At 42.8% G+C, this 22695-nt stretch carries 15 protein-coding genes and 1 pseudogene; 9 read left to right on the top strand and 7 right to left on the bottom strand.

The annotated features are described in order from the left end of the window. Window positions 1-740 (top strand): annotated as a pseudogene (locus A1019T_RS03510) (RNA-guided endonuclease InsQ/TnpB family protein); the annotation flags it as partial. A gap of 219 nt (window positions 741-959) precedes the next feature. Here the strand turns inward: A1019T_RS03510 and A1019T_RS03515 are convergent. From A1019T_RS03515 to paeA, 3 genes are all read right to left on the bottom strand, one after another. Further along, window positions 960-2015, bottom strand: a complete 1056-nt coding sequence (locus tag A1019T_RS03515; protein ID WP_425271923.1) for a bifunctional nicotinamide-nucleotide adenylyltransferase/Nudix hydroxylase — start codon at window positions 2013-2015, stop codon at window positions 960-962. A gap of 272 nt (window positions 2016-2287) precedes the next feature. Continuing rightward, entirely contained in the window at window positions 2288-3286 is a 999-nt protein-coding gene (rarD, locus tag A1019T_RS03520) for an EamA family transporter RarD (protein WP_077450480.1), read from the bottom strand. Between the two features lie 346 nt (window positions 3287-3632). Continuing rightward, complete coding sequence (gene paeA, locus A1019T_RS03525) at window positions 3633-4940, bottom strand: polyamine export protein PaeA (protein WP_077450450.1); 1308 nt, start codon at window positions 4938-4940, stop codon at window positions 3633-3635. A gap of 392 nt (window positions 4941-5332) precedes the next feature. Between paeA and nfuA the strand changes: the two genes are divergently transcribed. Together nfuA and A1019T_RS03535 are read left to right on the top strand one after the other, a co-directional pair. Further along, window positions 5333-5983 carry a Fe-S biogenesis protein NfuA gene (gene nfuA / locus A1019T_RS03530; RefSeq protein ID WP_077450451.1) on the top strand — a complete coding sequence of 217 codons (651 nt, stop codon included), beginning with the start codon at window positions 5333-5335 and terminating at the stop codon, window positions 5981-5983. Window positions 5984-6237: 254 nt separating this feature from the next. Next, window positions 6238-7539, top strand: a complete 1302-nt coding sequence (locus A1019T_RS03535; protein WP_077450452.1) for an O-acetylhomoserine aminocarboxypropyltransferase/cysteine synthase family protein — start codon at window positions 6238-6240, stop codon at window positions 7537-7539. 87 nt (window positions 7540-7626) lie between these two features. Here the strand turns inward: A1019T_RS03535 and A1019T_RS03540 are convergent, their stop codons facing one another. Continuing rightward, window positions 7627-8646, bottom strand: coding sequence for an adenosine kinase (locus tag A1019T_RS03540; protein WP_077450453.1), 1020 nt, complete (start codon window positions 8644-8646; stop codon window positions 7627-7629). Between the two features lie 615 nt (window positions 8647-9261). On the opposite strand from A1019T_RS03540, the gene A1019T_RS03545 reads away from it, so the two are divergent. From A1019T_RS03545 to A1019T_RS03555, 3 genes are all read left to right on the top strand, one after another. After that, entirely contained in the window at window positions 9262-9939 is a 678-nt protein-coding gene (locus A1019T_RS03545; protein ID WP_077450454.1) for a histidine phosphatase family protein, read from the top strand. A gap of 164 nt (window positions 9940-10103) precedes the next feature. Next, window positions 10104-13124 (top strand): insulinase family protein, encoded by a 3021-nt coding sequence (locus A1019T_RS03550; protein WP_077450455.1) that lies wholly within the window; start codon window positions 10104-10106, stop codon window positions 13122-13124. Between the two features lie 239 nt (window positions 13125-13363). Then, window positions 13364-13873, top strand: coding sequence for a hypothetical protein (locus tag A1019T_RS03555; protein WP_077450456.1), 510 nt, complete (start codon window positions 13364-13366; stop codon window positions 13871-13873). 12 nt (window positions 13874-13885) lie between these two features. On the opposite strand, the gene A1019T_RS03560 is transcribed toward A1019T_RS03555, so the two are convergent. From A1019T_RS03560 to A1019T_RS03570, 3 genes are all read right to left on the bottom strand, one after another. Further along, window positions 13886-15262 carry a WS/DGAT/MGAT family O-acyltransferase gene (locus tag A1019T_RS03560; protein WP_077450457.1) on the bottom strand — a complete coding sequence of 459 codons (1377 nt, stop codon included), beginning with the start codon at window positions 15260-15262 and terminating at the stop codon, window positions 13886-13888. A 36-nt stretch (window positions 15263-15298) separates the two neighbouring features. Further along, entirely contained in the window at window positions 15299-16687 is a 1389-nt protein-coding gene (locus tag A1019T_RS03565) for a WS/DGAT/MGAT family O-acyltransferase (protein WP_077450458.1), read from the bottom strand. A 232-nt stretch (window positions 16688-16919) separates the two neighbouring features. Continuing rightward, window positions 16920-17759, bottom strand: coding sequence for a thiazole synthase (locus tag A1019T_RS03570; protein WP_425271924.1), 840 nt, complete (start codon window positions 17757-17759; stop codon window positions 16920-16922). A gap of 370 nt (window positions 17760-18129) precedes the next feature. On the opposite strand from A1019T_RS03570, the gene A1019T_RS03575 reads away from it, so the two are divergent. The 3 genes from A1019T_RS03575 to A1019T_RS03585 all read left to right on the top strand — a co-directional run bounded on the left by A1019T_RS03575 (window position 18130) and on the right by A1019T_RS03585 (window position 22651). Then, window positions 18130-19455, top strand: a complete 1326-nt coding sequence (locus A1019T_RS03575; RefSeq protein ID WP_077450460.1) for an SPOR and LysM peptidoglycan-binding domain-containing protein — start codon at window positions 18130-18132, stop codon at window positions 19453-19455. A gap of 281 nt (window positions 19456-19736) precedes the next feature. Continuing rightward, complete coding sequence (locus A1019T_RS03580; RefSeq protein ID WP_077450481.1) at window positions 19737-20258, top strand: DUF2726 domain-containing protein; 522 nt, start codon at window positions 19737-19739, stop codon at window positions 20256-20258. A 305-nt stretch (window positions 20259-20563) separates the two neighbouring features. Then, on the top strand, window positions 20564-22651 hold the full coding sequence (locus tag A1019T_RS03585; RefSeq protein WP_077450461.1) for a catalase: 2088 nt from the start codon (window positions 20564-20566) through the stop codon (window positions 22649-22651). Window positions 22652-22695: the final 44 nt, after the last annotated feature.

Raw genomic sequence — 22695 nt, forward strand, 5'->3', positions numbered from 1 at the left:
AAGGCACTGAAATCAACCATACAGCTATCGCTATCTAAAGGTCAAAAGCTTATCATAGATGTATTCGATAGCTACAACCTAAGCCTATATCAAATCAACACGCTTGAGATAGTACAAGACAGTCGTAATCGTTGGTATGCGTGTATCACCGTTAAAGACTTTCCTAAGCAAGTAAGTGGTAAGGGCAGCGTTGGAATTGATTTGGGCTTAAAAGAGTCTGCTACTACCTCAATGGGTGATAAACTTACTATTAAGCAGACCCAAAAATGGGCTAAAAAGCTTGCTATCGCTCAACGTGCTAACAATAAAAAACGTGTTAAAGCAATCCACGCCAAAATCAAAAACACAAGATTAGACTTAATTCATAAATTCACCACCAAGCTTGTTAAAGATAACAGCTTAATTGTGGTTGGTGATGTTAAATCACGCTCATTTACAACTAAAAAAACCAAGCTAGCTAAATCGACATACGATGCAGGATGGTTTGAACTTAAACGACAACTGGAATATAAATGCAAGCATGCAGGTTGTCAGCTTGAGATGGTAAATGAGAGTTACACTACCCAGACCTGTTCGTGCTGCCATAAAATAAGTGACAGTAGCTTGAGGGTAGAGCAGGTTTGCGAATAAGAGGATGGGCTTGTGCTGAGTGTGGCACATGGCATGATAGGGATATCAATGCTGCTAACATCCTCGCGGTCGGGCTTGACCGTCTAGCTGTAGGAATCCCCTCGGTTTAGCGAGGGGAGGAGGTCAAAGCTGTCAGAATTCAGAATTAAATTATTTAAATTACTGGTGTACATCACAGAGCTCCTCTGATTGATGAAACGACATTTAGAATAAGTATTGAGGCTGTAAGGACTAAAATAAGAAAGCCAAATTAGCCTCAAATGTCGTAATAGGGTTTACCGTCTATCGGCTTGACTGTAAAAGGCTGTAGCAGATAATAGGAATAAAAATCACAGACCTACCATCTTAGTAATAATTGCGTAGTGATCTTCAAACATCTTTTTGGGATCAAGTTCAGCCAAGGGCAACCAGAAAGCTTTGGCAGCATCATCTCCCCCTTCTACTTGAGGCAAGCCTTCAGGGTCGTTTTTTAGCTTAAAGTAAAATACTTGGGTAATAGTACGACCTCTTGATGAGCGGTAAGGGTCATCAAAGGTATGCTGACTATGGCGAGAGCCATATAGCACTGAAGCAGGTACATCGAGCTTGGTTTCCTCCGCCAGCTCACGAATACAGGCATCTAGCAAGGTTTCTTTTTGATCCACAAACCCTCCAGGTAGCGCCCATAAACCACGACCTGGCATACTACGACGCTCTACCAGTAAGATATGGCCAGACTGTACTACCAAAGCATCAGTGGTCATAAAGGTAGGAGGATAAGGGGCATCACGCCACTGCTTCATATAATCATCAACGAACCAAGCTTCTTCATGAAGGTGTTGGTAGTCCTCAGTTTTTTTGACAGCCTGCATAACTTCACGCGTGGAAACAGGGGTACGTTCTCCAGTGGGGGTAGCGCCCATCAGATAGCCTTCACGAATGGGAGTAGCAGATAGGTCTTTGTAATTGGGAACGGAGACAGAATCCCAGGTTGGGAATAAGGATAAGTAATAAGACGAGCTGTCTTTGGAGTGGCCAATTAATGCAATGTCTTCATTCAAATCATGAGTAACGCTCTTAACAGAGGCTTGAACATACTGTAGCCAGCGCGTGTCGTTATATAGAGCATCATCAAGGCCAACACAGTGAATTCTAGCAGCATCCTCAGCCGAGTAAGCCCCCTTAATCATTTGAGCGCGCTCTTCAACTGTGAAAGGATTACGCAGGCTTCTAGGCATATTCGCTGAGCCGATTAACATGATGACATTTTCTGCTCTGTTTAACGCCTCATCTACCACCGCTTTATGCCCCATATGAAAGGGCTGAAAACGACCAATAAATACTAAATATTTGTAATGGCTATTGGAATTTGACTTTAAATTATCAGACTTTTTTTCTAATTCCATTGGGCTTTGTGCAGGTGACACGCTCATTCTTGAAGCTCCAGCAATACCAGCATTCAATCTTGTGATTGAACTTTGAGTTTGTGATTTGAGTTTGTGATTATTGTAACAATTAATTTTTAAGGATAAAGGGCTTTATAGTGACACACTAGACTTCACAATAACAATAATGAATAGGTTCCAAAACGTATAAAAGGAGTAAAAAAGCCCCTCTAAAGTTTAGAGGGGCTTGTATTTTAAAACTTTAAAAGCCAATAGCTTGTCTTGTTTAGCATTTAGCTAACCCGAGCGCCTTTCATCCAGGGTTTATTGTTGCGTCTATTGGCCCGTAACTGACGAACGCCATGGGCAATCAGGAACATGATACCGATCCAGATTAGACCATAACTGTATAACATGCCCATTTCAAAGCTATCGCCTAAGACCGTTATGGCTAAGAAAAATAAAAATACTGGCTCAAGATAACTCATCATGCCAAATACATTGACGGGCAATATTTGACTGGCATCTAAGTTGGTCTTTAATGCCAACACGCTGAGTATGCCTAGGCTTACCACCAGTAGCATATGGAGACTTGAACCCATTACAAAGGCTAAGTTCTCAGGAGCAACAAATAGCCTATATCCTAGAGCAATAGGTAAAAACAGAGTCAAGTCGACTAGCATTCCTGTCATGGCAGTAATGCCCTGTAATCGACGCATAATATAATAAATAGGGTAAGTCCCACACACCCAAAGCGTTGCCCAAGACACGCTTTGAGTCCGCATCATCTCTAGGCTAATACCCACCAGGGCGAAGCCCACAGCCAACCACTGTAACTTGGATAATCGCTCCCCAAAAAACAGATAGCCAAACAGCACCATCATCAAGGGAAATAAGAAGTAGCCCATCGCTACCTGTACCCCTTGTCCATTGACTGGGGCCCACATAAATAGCCAAAGTTGACTAAAAAATATGGGGGTAGGTAGTAGCAGCCAAGCCCACTGCTTAGCCGTTTTTAGATTGCGCAAGATATCCAAGTGGTAGCCCAAGCGGCCTCTTATCACCACAAAGCCTACTAAAGCTACCCACATAGACAGCATGCGCCAGATAAAGACCTGAGTACCGGTTAGCGGCTGCAATAAGTTACTGTAAAAATAAAGGATACCAAATAATAAGTTTGAGACTACTGCCAGTAAGACACCTATAATCATTGTGCGCTGCTGTGCGTCACTCGCAGACCAAAAGGAAGCAAATGGCCGGTTGCTTCTTGTGGTAGAAATTTGTTTAGACATACAATGCACCATAAAAATAGGCATACCGATAGCATAGCTTTTTATAAAATAATTTATAAAAATGCAGACCCCGTCAGTATTGCTAGATTAATTTAATCTAGACAGTGCGGGAATTAATAACTGAGCCATATAGGCAAAGCCAAAGTACTATGGGTATGAGATGACGGTTTAAAAAGATTTTTTGTATTTAACAATACAATTGGATAATCAAATATCTGGTAGATATTAGAATCTTGCATAAGGGTTAAGCTGTAGCACTTAGGACAGCACCGGCGCCTAACCTTTTGGTATTACAAGTAACAGGTAAGTGGCCTATAGATGAATGGTAGGAATGGACTTACGGCCGTTACTCTTCAGTGGTTTTAGTGACCAGCAACTGATTAACCTTAAGGTTCTCAGTGTCTAGAATTTCAAACTTAAAACCAGCGTGTTCAATGAAATCGGTTTTTTTGGGTATCTTTCGTAAAGAATACATCATGAACCCACTTATGGTTTCATAGTTCTCTGAGTTTGGCAAGTTTATGATACCTAAAGTACGAATAACATCTTCAATAGGGGTCATCCCATCGACTAACCAAGAGTTCTCTGTGCGTTGGACGATAGGCTGCTCATCTACTGTAACCAGCTCACCCATCACAATGCTCATCACATCTTTTAAGGTAATCACCCCTACCACTAATGAGTACTCATTAACGATAATGGCAAAGTCGGATCCGGTACTTTTAAAAGTTTCTAATACGTCGAACAAAGATAAAGTATCTGGAATAAATAGCGCGGTACGTAAAATAGTGGGGTCAGTCAGACGCACTTTTTCCTTTTGTAAAACCATCGCCAAAAAGGCACGAGACTCAACATACCCTATGGTTTGCTCTAAGTCATCTTCTAAGCAGACTAAAAATTTATGATGCGGCTCACGAATCATGGTTTCAACAATTACGTCATGATTTTCATTAGAGTCGAAATAAACGATATATTCACGGGTGGTCATTACCGAGGTAACCGTACGTTCTTGCATCTCAAAGATGTTAGCAATTAAGTGATGCTCTTGATGTTTTAACACCCCAGCTTCGGCGCCCGCATCCATTACTGCATAAATGTCTTCCGAAGTAAGATCGTCACGGCGCACCGTCGATACGCCCAGTAGCTTAAACAACAAGTCAGCTGCGCCATCAAATACCCAAATAATGGGTTTGAACACAAAGATAAGCATCATCATTGGGCGTACTAATCGGATGGCAATGGGCTCGGCATAGCTCATGGCAAAGCGTTTGGGCATCAGGTCGGCAAATAGCACAAAAACACTGGTAACCAAGATAAAGGAAATCACTGAAGCGAGCGTTTCATAACCAATGACTGATTGTAAAAATGATAGGGCTTCGTGTTGTAAGATGGCTTCTAGATAGGGGCTGACCGCAGATTCGCCAATCACACCGGCTAAAATAGCAACTGCGTTTAGTAGAACTTGGACCACTGTGATAAAGCTACCAGGGTTGTCTTGCATCGCGAGCACATCTAGGGCGCGTACTTCGCCTTCTTTGGCTAAAATTTGTAGTTTTATTTTTCGAGCTGAGGCTAGGGCAAGTTCAGAACTCGACACAACAGCACTGATCGCTATTAATATGAAAATAGAGATTACCGCAGTAATTAAGGTCATGATAGTTAACTCTAAGCTTTTTACACTCAAAACCTAGGCTATAAGCGCCATAAAAAATGAGGCCACAAAAGCTCGATAAGGAAGGCGAAGGGATTTTGAGTAGCTTAATAAATACAGTAAAATGGGCGATAGGAAATCGTGATTTTTGATAGAGTATATTATAGGTCATATTACAATATTTAGCTTGCTTATAAGCCTTTTTGCAGCATTTTTAGAAGGCATGAGTTCTGAGCTGTGTTCCTATGTAACTAATTGCCATTGTAACTAATTATCATTTTCCTTGATTAATTCTCAATCGCCACCATAATAGAAACACTAAAGAAGCACATTCATCTTTAAACCCATCAAAATATCTTATCCATCCTATAATTTATAATATAAGAGGTCATCTTATGACTGATAACGCTCCAGTTTCTGCAATAGACATCGAACAATCAGACATTAAAAGCAACATTACCATCACTCCTTCGGCGCAAGAGTACTTAGCTGAATTACTGGCAAAACAAGAAACCCCAGGTATCGGAGTGCGTATTTTTGTTGAGCATCCAGGCACGCCTCGTGCGGAATGCTGTATGGCTTATAACCAGCCTGGTGAGGAAGATGAAGCGGATCTACAAATGCCATTTGAAGCCTTCACTGCTTATATTGAAGCCTCTTCAGTGCCTTATTTAGATGATGCGGTTATCGATTACAATAAAGACCGCTTCGGAGGTCAGCTAACTTTCCGTGCACCTAACTCTAAAGTGCCTAAAGTGGGGGCTGATGCCAGTGTTGAAGAGCGTATCAACTATGTTCTTCAATCTGAGATTAACCCAAGCTTAGCCGCTCATGGCGGTGACGTACAGTTATTAGAATTGATTGAAGAAGAGGGCGTTGGCCTAACTGCGGTACTTAAATTTGGCGGCGGTTGCCAGGGCTGTTCAGCGGTGGACATGACTTTGCGTCAAGGGGTTGAGGTTCAATTAAAACAGCAAATCCCTGAGTTGACTCAAGTGGTAGATGATACAGACCACTCACATACAGAAAATGCTTATTATAAATAAACCCTCCTAATTGAGCGGAAGTAATAAGTATAATAAGAATTAGTGATTATATTTATTCATTGGCTGGGTTATCATTAGATAATCCAGCTTTTTTATGGTTTTTGATTTTGCCCTAGGGCTAGTTTTTGGCTTATGGTACTTTTTAACTTATAGCACTTTTTGAGTGATAGCGCCTTTAGATAAAGATGCTTATATAAGATAGTATCGTTAAAGCTTTTATTTGAACTTTTATATTAATACGTTAAGGATGCGATATGAGTAATGCCGACAATGCAGTTGATAACCAGCGTTTAGAAACTTTAGCCATTCATGCAGGTTATAGTGTAGAGCCTACGACCAAGGCGGTTGCTGTGCCTATTTATCACACCAGCTCTTATGCTTTTGATGATACTCAGCACGGCGCAGATCTGTTTGATTTAAAGGTAGCAGGTAACATTTATACCCGTATTATGAACCCTACCAACGCTGTGTTAGAAGAGCGTGTGGCAGCATTAGAGGGCGGTATCGGTGCTCTGGCAGTGGCTTCAGGCATGGCGGCCATTACTTATGCAGTGCAAACTATCTGTGAAGCTGGCGATAACATTATCGCTGCCTCGACATTATATGGCGGCACTTATAACTTCTTTGCGCACACTCTACCGCGTCAAGGTATTGAAGTTCGTTTCTTTGACCATAAAAATCCTGCAGCTATTCACGACTTGGTCGACGATAAAACCAAAATGGTCTTTGCTGAGAGTATCGGTAACCCTCTAGGCAACATCATTGATATTGAGGCCATTTCAGAAGCGGCCCATAAGCATGGGGTGCCGGTAGTTATTGATAACACTGTAGCCACGCCTGCTTTATGTCGTCCGTTTGAATTTGGCGCTGACATCGTGGTGCATTCATTGACCAAATACATGAGCGGTACTGGTACTTCTATTGGCGGTGCTATCGTGGATAGTGGTAATTTTAATTGGGGCGATTATCCAGAGCGCTTCCCTTTATTAAACCAGCCTGATGTCAGCTATCATGGCGTAAACTTTGTAAAAGATGTGGGTGCTGCAGCCTATATCGCCCGTGCTCGTGTGGCTCCTTTACGTAATACAGGTGCTGCGTTAAGTCCCTTAAATGCCTTTAGTATCTTGCAGGGTATCCAAACCCTAAGCCTACGTATGGAGCGTCATGTCCAAAACGCTCAAGCCGTGGCTGAATATCTAAAAGGTCATGATAAAGTGGCTTGGGTTAAGTATGCTGGCTTGTCGGATCATCCTGATCATGAGCTGGCGCAGAAATATATGAAAGGTACTCCTTCAGCTATCTTAACCTTCGGGGTAAAAGGCGGCCGTGAAGCGGGTGCGAAATTTATTGATGCCTTAAATCTAATCACACGTTTGGTAAACATTGGGGATGCTAAATCTTTGGCCAGTCACCCAGCCACTACTACTCACCGTCAGCTTAATGACGAAGAGTTGGCAAAAGCAGGCGTTAGTGAAGATATGATTCGTCTGTCTATTGGTATCGAGCATATCGAAGATATCAAAGCGGACTTAGAGCAAGCACTAGCCAAAGCCTAAGGTTATCGTTCCTGAAAAATAAAAAATCCCAAACTTAAGTTTGGGATTTTTTTTTGCTTGATTTGTAAGAATTCTAGCTTTAGCAAATTAAGCCGACAGAACTTGCTCAGCAATGGCTTGGTATTGCTCAACGGTTAGGCGAGGACCAAACTGCTGTACCACCTGACTGGCCACAGTACCTGCCAGCTTGCCACATTCAGTTAAGCTGTGACCTTGTGATAAGGCATACAAGAAGGCGCCAGAATAGTTGTCGCCAGCGCCATTGGTGTCAATGACCTTATCTACTTTAGGGGTAGGTACTTGCGTTAAGGTGGTGGCTGCATTAACGTCTTTTTCACAAATAACGGTATCTTCCGCACTGTTGGTTACCACAGCCAGTTGACAGTATTGAGTCAAGGCTTGAGCGGCTTCGGTAATGCTGCTTGTTTCAGTAAATAGCATGGCTTCTTCAGCATTACAGAAAATAGTGTTTACCCCGTCACCTAAGACTTCCAGTAAACCTTCTTTGGCAAAGTTAACCACGGCAGGGTCCGCAAAGCTTACAGCAATCTTGATGTCATTATCTTTGGCTTGTTGACGTAGCTGTTGTAGGGCAGGGCGCAGGCTCTCTGACATTGCTAGATAACCTTCAAAATATAACCAACTACTTTGAGTTAAAGCGTCAAAGTCTAGGTTGTCTGCATTAATGTCACTTGAAGTGCCTAAGTAGGTTTGCATGGTACGCTCACCGTCTGGAGTAATCGCTACCACACACGAACCAGTGACTCCTCCGGCTGATACCGATTTTTCTGAAGTAGTGGCCACTCCTGCTTGATTTAAATCGGCTAAGTAAAACTCGCCCGCCTTATCATCTCCCACACGGCAGCCATAAAAAGACTTACCGCCAAGGCTAGCAAATGCAAACATAGCATTGGCAGCTGAACCGCCTCCAGTTTGCTTTGAGGGCTGTAGTCGCTGAGCTTCGAATTCTGCTAGCAACTGTGTTTGCTCCTCTAAGCTGGCTAAAGTCATACTGCCTTTGGCCAGACTGGTCTGAGTAAGTTGTTGATCATTCAATAGATATTCGTGATCTACCAAAGCGTTTCCTACAGCCATAACGTCGTACATAATATTTCCAACTCTTAATAATTGTGGTGTGTTTGATTTCGATGCGGCTATGATACTGTAATTTGGGTTGGTTGTGGAGATAGAGGTTACAGCGTGGAACATCTGCTAGAAACTACAGAGTCTAAAAAAAATAATAAAAATTTATCGCTAAAAATAATTTTATTGTAAATACTTGATTTTAAATAGAAAATATTTTGTCTAAAATAGACAATTTTATCCTAAGCTTTAATTATTGTGCGTTATTTGCTGTCAAGTCATGAGTTATACACAGAGTTATCCACAGCTGTTGGGGTTAACTGATTAACCCCTAGATTTCATAAGGCTTAGCCGAGTCACGAAAAAGTATTGGTTTAAGCATAAAAGATATGGATTACATTTTATACCGCCTGCTAACTGATTAGTATGTGGATGTTCCACGCCATTTCTAACCCCGGCTTATATTTAAGAAGGTATCAATTAAGCAAAATAAATTTGAATTAATCGCCGTCGCTAGTAGACTAAGCCTGTTTTTGAATACACTGCTGTCGAGTGGTGAGTAAGGGTTAGGGGGCTCTTTTTTTAGGGAGCTCTCTTTAAGGCATAGTGTTAAGAGGGTGGGTTAATTAAGGGTAGCGTATGAAAAAAATATATTTGGTTCGACATGGACAAAGTACCGCTAACGCCGGAGGCGAGATTCAGCCTAACGCTAAGATTGAGTTGACCGAGCTGGGCCACAAGCAAGCAGAAGAAGCCGCTGAGTGGCTGTTGCAGAGTTTAGGGGACAATATTAAATCCATCTGTGTTTCAAGCTACATTCGTACCCAACAAACCGCACAGCCGTTAGTAAATAAACTAAAGCAGACACCAAAAGTTATAGAAGGCTTACAAGAGTTTGATTTAATCGGTTTTAGTCGCTTAAAAGGTACCACTTTTACGCAGCGCATGGCGTTGACTGACGCTTATTGGCAATCGGCCGATCCCGCCGTTGCCAACGCTGAGGATGCAGAAAGTTTTCAGCAGTTTTATCAACGTATTCCCCAAGTACTCAAGCAATTTTCAACTTTTGAACCAGGCAATCATGTGGTGTATACCCATGGGTATTGGATCAGTATGTTGATATGGTATTTACTCGGTTTGCCAGCCGATGAGACGCAGCACGTAACTAAGTTTCGTCAATTTGAATTGTCCATACGCGCCCAAAATGGGGAAGTGTTTTGCTTGACGTTACCCAATGATGAATTGAAGGCGCAATATGCACCTACTATTACTAAGGTGCGTCATTGTACTGACCAAAATTCAGATTTATCAGCCTAAGCCATTTAGCCTTGAATGTAAGTAAAGTTGTTACTTTGGCTTTAAAAAACTACAAACGCCTCCATTAACTAATATCAGCATTTTTGAATGACGCCTCTTAGATAGGCGGCCCTTTAAACCAGTAATAGCTAATAAAAATACGATAAATAATACGAGCAAAAAATATGAAACAAGATAATGCAGCGCTAGATTTGACCTTACATCCAAGCTTTGAATTAATTCAGCACCGCAAAATTGAAGCGTTGTCGCTTGATGTTGTTATCAGTAAGCACAAACAAACCGGAGCCATGCATTATCACTTGGCTCATCCGAGTGATGAAAATGCATTTTTGGTGGGCTTTCGTACTCAGCCTATGGACTCAAAAGGTGAGGCCCATATTCTTGAGCATACCGCGCTTTGCGGCTCTGCTAAATATCCAGTACGCGACCCTTTCTTTTCTATGATTAAGCGTTCCTTGAATACCTTTATGAACGCCATGACTGCGGCTGACTGGACTGCCTATCCGTTTGCGACCCAAAATAAAAACGACTACTTTAACCTGTTGTCGATATATTTAGACGCGTCTTTCTTCCCTAATTTACACCCATTAGATTTCGCTCAAGAAGGCATTCGTATTGAGCTCGATGACAATGATAAGCCGCAGTTTAAAGGTATCGTGTTTAATGAGATGAAAGGGGCGATGAGTGGGGAGATTGACCAGCTGTATCACAGTGTGGCGCATCATTTATTCCCGACCACCACTTATCATTACAATTCTGGTGGCGATCCTGCAGATATCCCAGACTTGACCCATGCAGAATTGGTTGAATTCCATAAAAGCCATTACCACCCTTCAAACAGTGTGATTATGAGCTTTGGTAACATTCCGGTGCAGCAAACCCAGGCTAAGTTACATGAAGATGCCTTGGCTCAGTTTGGAGAAGGTAAAAAGCATGAGTCACGCCCTGAGACGCGCCTAAGTGCGCCTATTCAAGTTACCGAAACCTATACTGTGGATGAGGTAGATAAAGCGCAAACCCACCATGCCATGGCTTGGTTATTGCCAGAGATTACCGATCCAAAACAGCGCTTAGCACTGCGTCTGTTAGAAGGGGTATTGATTGAGCATGCGGGCTCGCCTTTGCGCGCTTATTTGGACAGTCATCCGTTGGCTACCGGTCCAAGTCCTTTATTAGGCTTAGACGACAGTCATTTTGAGATGGTTTTCTATGCTGGGGTACGCGGCTCAGAGCCTGAGCATGCCGATGCTATTGAACAAGGCATCTTAGAGTTGTTGCAGCAAGTGGCCGACAATGAGATTGATCCTGAAGCCATTGAAACCATCTTGCACCAAATTGAGATTGATCAGCGTCATATTGGCGGTGATAGCATTCCTTATGGTCTAAACCTAATGCTAGAGGGCTTTAGTACAGCCATTCATGATGGCAACCCAATTGATATTTGGGAGGTCGATGAGCATCTACAGTGGTTACGCGAACAAGTAAAAGACCCTAGTTGGTTGCCTGGTTTATTACAAAAGCATTTAATTGATAACCCACACCGAGTGCGTGTGACCTTAGTGCCTGATGCCACTAAGTCTGCTAAATTGGCCGAGGCGGAGCAAGCCCGATTGGATGCTATTGAAGCGACATTAACAGCAGAAGACAAACAAAAAATCAGAGAGCAAACCGAGCAGTTAACCGCCCGTCAAGCGGCAGAAGATGACTTAAGCTTATTGCCTAAAGTAGGCTTAGAAGACGTTCCTGAGTCGATTAGCTTTACTCATGGTAAGCAAGTAGACATTAAACTTGCCGGGGATGACAGTGTCCTTTATCAGTATGAAGCCGGTACCAATGGTTTGTATTATTATCAGTTGATTATGCCGCTGGCGGGTCAAGATGAGTTGATTAATCATCCGTTACTGCCTATTTATTTAGGTTTATTATCTGATCTAGGGACCGATACTTTGTCGGCTCGTGAGTTTCAAGCGCTACAGGCCGCCCATTCTTCTGGGGTAACCGCGCGCGTTAGTCAGCGCACCTCACCACAAGATCCAGACTTGTTGAGCAGTTACTTTGTGGTGGCAACTCGTGCCCTAAATCGTAAGCCGGAAGCCATTGATTTGGTGAAACAAGTCTTAGAGCACAGTATCTTCACTGAAAAAGACCGTATCAAAGAGCTACTGCAACAAAGACGCGCCGGTTGGCAGTCTCGTTTGGCCAGCTCAGGCCATGCGTATGCGATGCAAACGGCAAGCCGTAGTATGAGCCGTCAAGCTGAGCTTGAATATGTGCGTAGTGGCTTGCCAGCTTTAAATGCGCTAAAAGAGTTCTTAGGCAATGCTGCTGAAGATGAGTCTAAATGGGATGAGCTGTCTAGTGCTCTAGTGGTGTTGCATAAGCGTTTGGCGAGCCTACCTAAGCAAGCGCTGATTGTGTGTGAGCCGGAGCAAACAGAGCATTTCAAACAGTTAATTGAACAAAACTGGGCTCAATCACGTTATACCAACAAGGTAGAGCAAGACAGTCAGGCCTTGGCAGACAGTATTCCTAATGAATACACCCAGCTGCAGCTTGAGCGAGGCAGTGCGGTGCCGCAACAGGCTCTTAGTGTAGAGCGTCAAGCGGAAGATATGGCTTGGTTGGTTGCTACCAACGTTTATCATAATGCTGCAGCCTATCCAGTGGTGCCAGCAGACCACCCCGATACAGCAGCACTGATGGTATTGGCCCCTTACTTACGTAATGGCTATTTGCATAGTGCTATCCGTGAGCGTGGTGGTGCTTATGGTGGCGGGGCGGGCTACGATGCCAATGCCTGTGCCTTTAAGTTCTTTAGCTACCGTGATCCACACTGTGCTGAAACCTTTGAGCACTTTGAGCAAAGTGTAAATTGGCTGCTTAATGAACCACAGAAGCCAGAACAATTGGAAGAGGCTATCTTAGGGATTGTTTCAGGTATGGATAAGCCAGGGTCACCCGCTGGAGAGGCAGTAAAATCCTGCTTCTCTTATTTACACAACCGCGGAGAAGCTTGGCAACAAAAAATGCGCGGCAATATTCTAGCCGTTACTTTAGAAGATTTGCAGCGTGTGGCAACCACTTATCTAAAAGATAAGCCAAGCAGTAAAGCGGTATTGGCCCCTTATGATAAAGAAGAGGTGGTGCAGCAGCTTGGCTTTAGAGTGGCCAAAGTGGCCAGCTAATTCAAGCGGGCATGGGCTTGATTGAGTTACAGTAGCAAAATAAAAAGAGGTGGGCTTAAAGCTCACCTTTTTTTATGGTGCATCAAGTTTTTATGATGCTTGAAATTTTTAGAACGCCACAAGCTTTAGGCCAAATAGCATTCTAAACTGAAGTAAAAAACAAACCGAAGCAAAAAAGGGCAATTTGTGGTTAGATAGCAGGCTGACCCAGATTTCTATTTTGATAATAAGAGAAAAAAATGCAAGATGAATACCATAATCCTAATCAGGATCACCATATTCCTGACCCTGTGGCGATGACTAAGACCAACCAAACCAAAAGCTATGGCTATTTATCACGCTTTGCATTGGTCTATACGTTACTCTACGTTTTTTTGCCCTCAAGCTTGGCTCAGCTAGATGTGCCGGTTTCAGGATTAGTGCTATCGGCTTTAGTGGTTTTGGCGTTAAACATGGCGCTGATTACTATATTTAAAAGAGCCGAGCAGCGCAGCTTAGAGAAAATAGAGTGTCACCGTGTCGGCTTATTAACCGCAGTATTTACGTTAATAGTGACCTCTATGCTGATGATTTATTCTCTATACGACTTATCCGCATCGGAGCTTACTATGACTGCGCTAAAAGAAAATGGCGTGATTCCGATGTTGGTCATTAGTGGGGCTATTGGGTTTGCTATTAACTATGTGGTCGTTACTTATGGACTGTGGTACCTACAACGCTTACAGTCTCGATTTGCTAAATCGGCTTAACTCGATTGCAAGTTAGGCAAGGTTGCAAATCATTTCAAGTTTTAATAGCTCTGTGTCTAATGCTTCGGTTAAATACTCAAGATTTGGCAGTGTTTTATCACAGCCCACAATACCAAAGTGCAATTTATCAAGATAACTAGAAAAGGTAATATTTAACGCTTGACCATTAAACACCACAGAAGCGGGATATAAAGCGCTCAATGTGGCACCATTCCAATATAGAGGCTCTTTGGGACCAGGCACATTAGAAATGAGAATGTTAAAGGCTTGCTTTTTGGGGTAAGCGTTGGTCAGCAGGTTAACCCCTTCCCAAGCATAACTGATGGCACTGTAATTAATGACTTGAGCTTGCTCCATTCGTCCAAACTTATCTTTGCCCATGGTCATGCTGGCATGGATAGCCTTGATTCGCTCAATAGGGTCGTCAACATTTGTGGCTAAGTTACAAAGTACCAAGGAAGCTTGATTGCCTGAAGCACTGTCATCTTTGCGTAATGACACCGGAACAAAAGCAATCAGAGGCTCTTCTGGCAACTGCTCAAGCTGTAATAGATAGCTGCGTAGGGCACCAGAACAAATGGCTAAGGCCACGTCATTGAGACTCACTTGCAACACTTCGGCTATTTTTTGAAACCGAGACAGAGCATAAGTAGTTGCAAAAAAAGCTCGGCTATTGGAGATGCGCTGATTTAACGGGCTAGTCGGAGCCTGTATGGTTGAGACAAATCCGGGCTCCTTGCGTTCTTTTAGCTCATTCTTAAGTTCACCAAATACTGGCTTGATGGTGCCAATCTGTTCTTTTACTATCCCACTAAAGGTTCGTTTACTTGGTGCTATATTTTTTAAGTTTTTTTCATCGCGACTTAGTAGAGCCCAAGGCGGCAAGGTCATAACTTCAGTAGAGGAGTTGGATAAAGACTTCTCAACAATACGCATGGCCGCCACGCCATCCACTAAGGAGTGGTGAATCTTAAAATATAGAGCAAAGCGCTTGGGCTCAGTCTCAGATATAGTAGGTACGTTATCGATGCCTTCAATAATATGGCACTCCCATAACGGGTAATTTTTATCCAACATATTGGCATGGACATCGGACACGTAAGACAGTAGCGCCTGAAAAGAGTGGGGCTTAGACAAAACGGTATGGTGGAAATGATAGTGCAGATCGAAGTGCTCTGTGGTCTTCCAAAAGGTTAAGTTGTGCAGCACCTGATTAAAAGGAAAGGTCGGCGGTGTCTCTCCGTTGCGTATTTGGCGCACCAAATCAGTCACAAAGTCAGGCTTTGCGGAGGTAGGAATATCAAACAAAAACAGCCCGCCTACATGCATGGGCTGTTTGTGCTTTTCAATTAAAAAGAACAGCTGTTCTACCAAAGAGACTACGCGCATATGACCTCTTGCCGCTTTAATTTTTTTAGACCAAAGTTATTCACGAATACCCAATTTTCTTTCGTGACAAATATTTTCTAGATTGGTCAATTCACTTTCTAATAACTTCAATATATTTTGAGTTTTTGGCAGAGTTTTACTACACGCTATGATACCAAACTCAATTTTATCCAGATAACTGGCCAAAGTAATATTCATGGCTTGGCCATTGAATAAGATAGAGGCCGGATATAACGCTCTTAATTCAGCCCCGTTCCAGTAAAGCTTTTTCTTAGAGCCCGGTACGTTGGAAATAATAAGGTTGAAAGCTTGTTTCTTAGGATAAGCACTGGTCAACACGTTAATAAGCTCCCAGCTATAAGCCAGTAAGCTATAGTTAATGACTTCAGGCTGGGTCATGCGGCCGAAACGTGTCTTGCCATCATTCATACTACTATTGACCAGTTTTAATCGGCTCAGCGGGTTCTCTAAGTGGGTACCAAGGTTGCATAAAATAAAAGCAAACTGGTTGCCAGAAGCGCTCTCATCTTTACGCATAGAGTAGGGTACCCAAGCGATTAAAGGCTCTTCAGGGAGCTGGTCAATGGCTAATAGATAGTTGCGTAAAGCACCGGAGCAAACGGTAAGTACTACGTCATTAAGACTGACCCCTAGGTTACTAGCCACATTTCTGAATCTTTCAAGCTCATAGGAGTCTGCAATAAAGCGTCTTGAGCTAGAAATACTCTGATTAAGAATACTGGCTGGAGCCTGAGTGGTTCTAACAAAGCTTGAATCTTTACTTTGATTGAGAGTTTGGGTGACTTCTTTTAAAACAGGTTTGGCGGTCTTCAATTGATCTTTAAAGATGGCCAAAGCAGAGCGGTCCTTATCAGGCAGAATGGTTTCAATCTCATAACGATGACGCATCATTAATGCCCATAAAGGCAAGGTCAGGGTCTCGTTCGGTGATTGAGACAAAGATTTTTGTACCAAGCGCATGGCTGCAATACCATCCACCAATGAGTGATGGATTTTAAAATATAGACCAAAGCGTTTTGGGCGTCCTTCAGATTCCGGTTCAATACCTTCAATAATATGACATTCCCATAAAGGACGAGCGCGGTCTAATAGGCGGCTATGCTCTTTTGAGATGTAAGACAGCAGTTCACGTACCCGTGCCGGCTTGGGCAACGCGATATGATGGAAATGGTGCTCAACATCAAACTCTTCATCCTTAGCCCAATAGGTTAAGTTATGAAGGACTTGGTTAAAAGGGAAAGTTGGTGGTGTTTTAGAGGACTGCATTTGCTGGACCAGCGTTAGAACGAAGTCTTCATCGGCGTCAGCGGGGACCTCAAATAAGAACAAACCGCCTACATGCATGGGCTGTTTACGTTTTTCGACCAACAAAAACATAAAATCTAGTAATGATAATAAACGCATAGCATTCCTTTGCTTAGATGACTGATAGAGAGAGTAAAAAACTCAATATTGAACAAGAATTGATAATCATTTTAGAGGGTAAGATCCATATTAATGCAAAATCTATTTGAGTTAAATAGTTAATATTGCTATGACGTATCACTTTATATTTAGGGCTCATTGAGCCCTAAATTCCAAATACAAGCAGGTTAAAAAAAGTATAGGCTAAGAGGGTAGCTGATACTGCTTAGAACTACTGAAAAAAGTAGCCTGTTTGTGGTGAGCTAGGCAGGGCCATCTTACGTTTTGGCATACGGCCTGCTAAGTGAGAAGCACGTCCAGCCCAAATGGCATGTTTCATGGCATGGGCCATTAATACGGGGTCTTCTGCATAAGCAATGGCTGAGTTCATTAACACTCCGTCACAGCCAAGCTCCATAGCGATAGCGGCATCTGAAGCGGTACCGACTCCGGCATCTACCAGGACTGGAATATTTAGCGCTTTGGTATTCTCAATAATAATACTCAAGTTATGTGGGTTTAACAATCCTAAACCAGAGCCGATAAGACTGCCTAAGGGCATAATCGCCACACAGCCCATGCTTGCAAGCTCTTTGGCAACGATGGGGTCGTCAGAAGTGTAAACCATGACCTCAAACCCATCATCAATTAATTTTTGCGCGGCTATCAGTGTTTCAGTGACATTTGGATATAACGTTTGCTCATCTCCTAGTACCTCAAGCTTTACTAGGTTATGGCCGTCTAGTAATTCACGCGCTAATTGGCAGGTGCGTATCGCGGTATCTGCATCAAAACAACCGGCAGTATTAGGCAAGATGGTGTATTTTTCCGGAGATATAACATCTAGTAAATTTGGCTGATCTCTATGCTGACCAATGTTGGTACGGCGAATGGCCACAGTGACAATCTCTGCACCAGAAGCTTCAATAGCTTCTCCAGTTTGTTGTAAATCTTTATATTTACCAGTGCCGACCAGTAGTCTAGATGAGAATGTACGGCTACCAATTTGGAAAGTATCATTTTTTAAAGGAGTGATAAGAGCGGTATTTTCAGTGTTCTTTGAGGCTTGCATAGTCATTCCAGTTACCTTGAGGTGAGAGGAGTAGGTGTTATAGAGGCTGAAAACGTCAAAGCCACCGCTCCTCGGGAGATGTTGTGGCATTATAACAAATAACAGCTGGGCACTGGTTTTAATATACAGTAGCACAATCCATTACTGGTATTTACTTTTTGGCTTTTTGGTAGCAGCAGTTGGCTGATCGATAGGACGGGTCGCAAGGGTTATTGAAGTCTAGCTGGCTAGTTTGACAAACTAAGGGGCTTTAGGGCACTTGATAGCAGACATCCCTTGAGTAATCCTTTATAATCTATAAATAAATATTACTTATTAACAGTCTAGTATTATTGATCTGTTTAAGCATGAGAGAGACAAGGGGTTGAATATGGGTTCATCACGACAATTACTACTGGGTACAGGCGTATTCCTTGGAGGCGGCATATTGCTGTTGTCCTTGGTGAAACAAATGGATGCTCCAAAAGATTCCGCTGCAGATAATGCCATAAAAGTGGAACAAGTCAGCAGTGCCGTAAAGTCTGATCAAGACCCGTTAACAGCTGATCTTGAAACAGAAAAGCGCTTATTGGCACAGAAACGCCTTGAGCGTGAAAAGAAGATGGCTCAGTTGGATCAGAAGACCCGTGAATTCTTGACCGAGCAAGAAAAAGCAGAAGCCTTAGCGATGCAAAAAGCTCGTCTTGAAAATGAGCAATATCGCAGTGGTGCGGCAGAGCCTGTTGTTGATGAAATGCCAAACTCCGAAGAGACTTCTAAGGTAGTGACGCCCGTTACTCGTCCTGTGGTTACGGCAAGACCAGTGGAGCAGAGCGTGACCCCAGTAACTACTACACAGCCGATGCAAGCCCGTAATGAGACACAGGCCGCAGCATCAAAGCCTGAGCCGAAGCCACAAGCTGAAGTGGCTTCTTCAAAGGCACCCTCCAGCACCCAAAAGCATACAGTACAGCGTGGTGAAGGGTTAATTAAATTATCTCGTCAATATAATGTGCCTGTGGAAGCGATTTCTCAGGCCAATAAAATATCCAAAGGTTCTACCATACGCGTTGGGCAAGAGATTACCATTCCCTCGAAAAGCCAGATAGACCAATTGGTGCGTGACTATAACGCGAGCAATAATGTTCAATCTAAGCCACAACAAACCAAAGCAGCAGAAACCAAACCTGCTAGCTCTACTAATAAGGCTCCAACTAGCCAACAAGGCTATCAGGTAAAAGCAGGGGATGGCTTAATTAAGCTGGCTCGTCAATATAATGTGCCTGTAGAAGCTTTGGCTGAAGCCAATAACATGAGTACCAACTCTTCATTGAGAGTAGGGCAAAATATTACTATCCCTTCTCGCAAGCAAGTAGAAATATTACAGCGAGAGGCAGAACAAAAGAAAGCCGCTGAACAAAATAAGCGTGAGGCACAGCAGCGTTTGGCGGAAGCCCGTCGTAAAGCGGCTAGTGGGGAGGCCAAAGGTACCTTCGGAGTACAGGTGGCGCTTGCTGATAATCAACAAAAAGCCGATGCGATTGTAAAAGAGCTGCGTGCTGCCGGTTATCCCGCTTCGACCAGTAACACCAGTAGAGGGGTTCGCGTAATTGTGGGTCCGGAAAAAGGCAAAGAAGCGGCTTTGGCTTTGAAGGATAAGATTAATGCTGATCCCAAGACTAATGTGAATAATGCTTGGGTGCTTTATTGGCGCTAGTAAATTTCAAATTAGATTTAATTTACGCAAATAAGCTAATCCTCACCAAACACGACATCAGATGTCGTGTTTTTTTATGAGCGGCCTTAAAATCTAAGCGAGTGTGGGTCAGAAATGAGATAATACAAAATAGTATAAATATCTGTTTTTAAAGGCATTTAGAATAGAAAATTGCCAAAATATTTTTAAGATTAGCGGTAACAAAGAATTATAAATAAATTCTTTATTACTTTATGTGATAAGTAGTTATTGAGTTAAGGCGGTAAGATTTAGTGGACTTTATGATGTTAGGGGTCATGGTGTTGGTCGCGCTCATTATTATGATGAGTATTATTGCTCAGCGTCGCCATGACAATAAAAAAGAGAAACCGGTTAAAGGAGATGAGCTTGCGATTTGGCCTTTTGAGCCAATGCCGATAATGACCGATACCGAAGTATTGTTTTTTGCTAAATTGCAACAAGCTGTACCGGAGTATTATATTTTTAGTCAGGTACAGCTTTCACGAATCATTGCACCCAGTGAAGAGGCCGGCACTGACAAAAACTTTTGGTTTAACCGTATTTGTCGTCAAAGCGTAGATTATGTGTTGGTAGATCGAGATGCTCAAACCACCTTGCTTGCCATTGAGCTTGATGACTGGACTCATGACAGTGTTGCAAGGCAAAAAGCCGATGATAAAAAAGACAAGGCTTTGGCTAGTGCTGGTATTCCTATCTTACGATTTCATGCTGAACGTATGCCCAGTGTTTCAGTCATACGTCACGATGTTGAAACAGTAATTAGTAAGTATTTTCATAATTAAATCAATTTCTTATTGCAGATATCCTTGATATTACTGGGGATTATTTAATTTATTAACGCTGCGTATACATATCTAACTAAATCTAAACAGGTATTTTCACCGATTTAGGTAATATATCAAGTAGTTGTAGAGACAACTTTAGATATATTTCGAATTACAAAGACAAGTTGTAGTTGTAATCAATAGTTCGGTATAGCTAGGCCGTATTGTTAAGCTAGGTTAAGTTAGCCAGATTTCGTTAAAAACGCCCTCTGTGCCCTCTGGCTTGACTGATATAAAAATAATTCACCCAGCAAGGAATAATAATGAAAGATAAAATTAATCATAATGACCCAGCCAAAAATATGTGTCCCCATACAGGAAATGGTGGTGAGCCACAATATCAAGCCGATGACAGTGTGCCAAACCTTACTACTCAACAAGGAGTGGTCATTTCTGACAACCAAAACTCTCTAAAAGCCGGCCCCCGTGGTCCCGCTCTACTAGAAGACTTTGTATTACGTGAGAAAATCACTCATTTTGACCATGAGCGTATTCCAGAGCGTATTGTTCACGCCCGTGGTACTGGTGCCCATGGTTATTTTGAGCTTACGGAATCTTTGGAAAAGTATACCACTGCTAAGATTTTGACTGAAACTGGTAAACAAACGCCTTTATTTACTCGTTTTTCAACAGTAGCCGGTAACAAAGGCTCAAAAGATACTCCTCGTGATGTGCGCGGTTTCGCGGTTAAAATTTATACCGAAGAGGGTAACTGGGATATCGTTGGCAACAATATGCCTATCTTCTTTATTCAAGATGCTATGAAGTTCCCAGACTTCGTTCATGCGGTTAAGCCTGAGCCAGATCGCGGCTTCCCACAAGCAGCTTCGGCTCATGACACTTTTTGGGATTTCGTGTCATTGACCCCTGAAACCATGCATAACTTAATTTGGTTAATGAGTGACCGTGCTATTCCTCGTAGCTTGCGTATGATGGAAGGCTTTGGTATTCACTCTTACCGTCTAATTAATGCTGAGGGTAAGAGCACTTTCGTTCGTTTCCACTGGAAACCAAAGTTAGGCGTTCAGTCATTAACATGGGATGAAGCGGTTAAGATTTCAGGCGCAGACCCTGATTATAACCGTCGTGATTTATTTGAATCTATCCAAGCAGGCGATTATCCTGAGTGGGAATTTGGGGTTCAGTTATTTACCGAAGAAGAAGCTGCAGAATTCCCATTTGACCATTTAGACGCGACCAAACTGATTCCGGAAGAGTTAGTGCCTGTGAAGATTGTGGGTAAAATGGTATTGAACCGTTATCCAGATAACTTCTTTGCGGAAACTGAACAGGTGGCCTTCTGCCCATCGCATTTACCACCAGGTATCGACTTCAGTAATGACCCGTTATTACAAGGCCGTTTGTTTAGCTATTTAGATACTCAGCTTAAACGTTTGGGTGGTCCTAACTTTGCGCAGATTCCAATTAATGCGCCAAAATGTCCATTTGCCAACAACCAGCAAGATGGTCATATGCAGATGCATGTACCTAAAGGTCGTACCTTGTATGAGCCACAAAGCTTAGAGCCTAACAAGCCACGTGCTAACTACAAGCAAGGCTTCAAGTCTTTCAATGAGCAATTAGATGATGGCGTTAAAGGTCGCGTCCGTGCTGAAAGCTTCGCTGATCATTATAGTCAGCCTCGTATGTTCTACCGTAGTCAAACGCCAGCAGAGCAAGCGCATATTGCCACTGCTTATGCTTTCGAACTGGGTAAGGTGGAAACTGCTCATGTGCGTACCCGTACCCTAAGTCATCTATTAAATATTGATGAAGACTTAGCGAAACGTGTTGCCGATGCATTAGGTATGGACTTACCTGAAGCCGCAAAGCCAGCCGCGCCTATCGTTGATATGCCAGAGTCTCCAGCGGTTCAGACCATCGGTCTTAGTCCTAAAACTTTAAAAGGCCGTCAAGTCGGTATCTTAGTAGGAGCAGGCTCGAAGAAAGCTTCTATTGAGAAATTTGAAAATGCGGTTAAAGCAGCCGGTGGTAGCGTGAAGATTGTTGCCCCAAGCATCGAAGTGAAATTAGACGATGGCACAACCATCCAAGCTGATGAACGAGTGGCTGGTGCGCCATCTGTGTTGTTTGATGCCGTAGTAAGTATCATCATGCCAGATGTGGCTAAGAAATTGGCCAAAGACAGCTCAACCCTAGACTGGTTCAACGATGCCTTTAACCACTGTAAAGCCATTGCTTATTGTGGTGCGACTGATGAATTTATCTTAAGCAAACTACCTGTAGAAAAAGATGAGTTCGTAACGCCGCTAGATGAGTTAGATGCCTTTATCGAAAATGCTAAAACCCGTCTGTGGGAACGTGAACCTAAGGTTCGTGATTTAGCTTAATTTTTAGCTATTTAATATTTAGCTAATAGTTAATACAAGTCTTT

This window comes from Psychrobacter piechaudii (assembly GCF_900162825.1).
In the GTDB taxonomy this organism is placed as follows: domain Bacteria; phylum Pseudomonadota; class Gammaproteobacteria; order Pseudomonadales; family Moraxellaceae; genus Psychrobacter; species Psychrobacter piechaudii.

What these genes read in the sequence shown, in the direction of transcription:
- A1019T_RS03515 (WP_425271923.1), bottom strand. Translation starts at nt 2,015, where the DNA reads ATGGAATTAGAAAAAAAGTCTGATAATTTAAAGTCAAATTCCAATAGC.
- rarD (WP_077450480.1), bottom strand. Translation starts at nt 3,286, where the DNA reads ATGTCTAAACAAATTTCTACCACAAGAAGCAACCGGCCATTTGCTTCC.
- paeA (WP_077450450.1), bottom strand. Translation starts at nt 4,940, where the DNA reads ATGACCTTAATTACTGCGGTAATCTCTATTTTCATATTAATAGCGATC.
- nfuA (WP_077450451.1), top strand. Translation starts at nt 5,333, where the DNA reads ATGACTGATAACGCTCCAGTTTCTGCAATAGACATCGAACAATCAGAC.
- A1019T_RS03535 (WP_077450452.1), top strand. Translation starts at nt 6,238, where the DNA reads ATGAGTAATGCCGACAATGCAGTTGATAACCAGCGTTTAGAAACTTTA.
- A1019T_RS03540 (WP_077450453.1), bottom strand. Translation starts at nt 8,646, where the DNA reads ATGTACGACGTTATGGCTGTAGGAAACGCTTTGGTAGATCACGAATAT.
- A1019T_RS03545 (WP_077450454.1), top strand. Translation starts at nt 9,262, where the DNA reads ATGAAAAAAATATATTTGGTTCGACATGGACAAAGTACCGCTAACGCC.
- A1019T_RS03550 (WP_077450455.1), top strand. Translation starts at nt 10,104, where the DNA reads ATGAAACAAGATAATGCAGCGCTAGATTTGACCTTACATCCAAGCTTT.
- A1019T_RS03555 (WP_077450456.1), top strand. Translation starts at nt 13,364, where the DNA reads ATGCAAGATGAATACCATAATCCTAATCAGGATCACCATATTCCTGAC.
- A1019T_RS03560 (WP_077450457.1), bottom strand. Translation starts at nt 15,262, where the DNA reads ATGCGCGTAGTCTCTTTGGTAGAACAGCTGTTCTTTTTAATTGAAAAG.
- A1019T_RS03565 (WP_077450458.1), bottom strand. Translation starts at nt 16,687, where the DNA reads ATGCGTTTATTATCATTACTAGATTTTATGTTTTTGTTGGTCGAAAAA.
- A1019T_RS03570 (WP_425271924.1), bottom strand. Translation starts at nt 17,759, where the DNA reads ATGCAAGCCTCAAAGAACACTGAAAATACCGCTCTTATCACTCCTTTA.
- A1019T_RS03575 (WP_077450460.1), top strand. Translation starts at nt 18,130, where the DNA reads ATGGGTTCATCACGACAATTACTACTGGGTACAGGCGTATTCCTTGGA.
- A1019T_RS03580 (WP_077450481.1), top strand. Translation starts at nt 19,737, where the DNA reads ATGATGTTAGGGGTCATGGTGTTGGTCGCGCTCATTATTATGATGAGT.
- A1019T_RS03585 (WP_077450461.1), top strand. Translation starts at nt 20,564, where the DNA reads ATGAAAGATAAAATTAATCATAATGACCCAGCCAAAAATATGTGTCCC.